Below are 1,042 nucleotides of genomic sequence, written 5' to 3' on the forward strand. Positions count from 1 at the left end.
GAAACAGTCCGCGAGGACCAGCCGGTGGCCGACGTCGGCGGCTGCCGCTGCGACCTCGGCCACCGGCTGGTCCTCGCGGACTGTTTCCGGTGCCGTGTCTTCGCTGCGCTTGGCGTGGCGTTCGCGCGCTTTGCGCTCGCCGCCCTTTTCCCTGCTGCGGTCGTCGTCCTTGCGGCCGGCGCGGCGCGGTGCGCCCTTGCCACGGCGCGGAGCATCGTCCTCGCCGCCTTCGCTGGCAACCACCGTCGACAAGTCGCCGTCATGCCATTCGATCTTGTTGCCGATCAGCCGCTCGATGGCGTCGATGTATTTGGTGTCCGACTTGGTCGCGATGGTGAAGGATTTTCCGGAGCGTCCGGCGCGGCCGGTACGGCCGATACGGTGGACATAATCCTCGGCATGGATCGGCACGTCATAGTTGAAGACATGGCTGACGTCGGGGATGTCCAAGCCGCGCGCGGCGACGTCGGAAGCGACGAGGTAGCGCAGCTTGCCGTCGCGGAAATTGGCCAGCATCTGCATGCGCGCGCGCTGGTCCATGTCGCCATGCAGCGCACCGGCGTCGAAATCATACTTCAGCAGCGAGCGGAACAGTTCCGACACTTCGATCTTGCGGTTGCAGAAGATGATGGCGTTCTTCAGTTCGGCATCTTCGGCCTTGATCAGGTTGCGCAGCGTCTCGCGCTTGTCCCACGGCTTGGAGCCTGATTTGACCAGCCGCTGGGTGATGTTGGTGGCGGCGGACGCGGCCTTCGAGACCTCGACGCGCACCGGCGCATGCAGGAATTTCTCGGTCAGCTTGGTGATTTCCGGCGGCATCGTCGCCGAGAAGAACAGCGTCTGCCTGGAGAACGGGATCATCTCGCAGATGCGCTCGATGTCGGGAATGAAGCCCATGTCGAGCATGCGGTCGGCTTCGTCGATGACGAGGATCTCGACGCCATTGAGCAACAGCTTGCCGCGCTCGCGGTGATCGAGCAGGCGGCCGGGCGTCGCGATCAGCACGTCGCCGCCGCGCTCCCGCTTCTTGTTCTGTTCGTCG

General features: G+C 64.7%; 1 protein-coding gene. It reads right to left on the reverse strand.

Annotation, left to right across the window (positions count from 1 at the left end):
- On the reverse strand, positions 1–1,042 hold a 1,042-nt coding region (locus tag EN991_RS37515), incomplete at both ends, for a DEAD/DEAH box helicase (RefSeq protein WP_164769722.1).

The organism is Mesorhizobium sp. M7A.F.Ca.US.005.03.2.1 (assembly GCF_003997795.1).
GTDB lineage: Bacteria > Pseudomonadota > Alphaproteobacteria > Rhizobiales > Rhizobiaceae > Mesorhizobium > Mesorhizobium ciceri.